Here is a 376-nt window from a genome sequence, read left to right as displayed (position 1 = left end):
TTCCGTTCACGACTGTGGCAATAAAAGTTGTTAAATGTAGAATAATTTTCTAAGTTAAGTTTTTATTTATGAACATTTATGAATTAAATGGAGTCTAGCGCATCAATAGTTATCGGCTTAGAATCAGAAATTCGCCTGTTAAAAGCAGAGCTTGAATTATTTAAGTCCAAGCTAGATGTATTAATGGCAGAAAATGTATCGTTAAAGGCATCAATTAGCTCGTTAGCAGCATCGAACAAATCGTTAATAGAGACCAATAAATCTTTAAGTGAAGAAAATCTTAAACTAAAAGAACAGTTAGGTCTGACTTCAAAAGCCTCCTCGATTCCTACCTCTAAAGAGCTATACAAGCTCAAACGTAATAGGCCAAAAAGTA

At 33.2% G+C, this 376-nt stretch carries 1 pseudogene; it reads left to right on the top strand.

Annotation, left to right across the window (positions count from 1 at the left end):
• Nucleotides 1–87 precede the first annotated feature (87 nt).
• A pseudogene (locus MUW74_RS04230) lies at nucleotides 88–376 on the top strand (hypothetical protein); the annotation flags it as partial.

It is taken from the genome of Candidatus Cardinium sp. cBcalN2, from assembly GCF_022810445.1.
In the GTDB taxonomy this organism is placed as follows: domain Bacteria; phylum Bacteroidota; class Bacteroidia; order Cytophagales; family Amoebophilaceae; genus Cardinium.
Note: the sequence above shows the minus strand (reverse complement) of the source record. Positions and strands in the feature narration are given on the sequence as shown.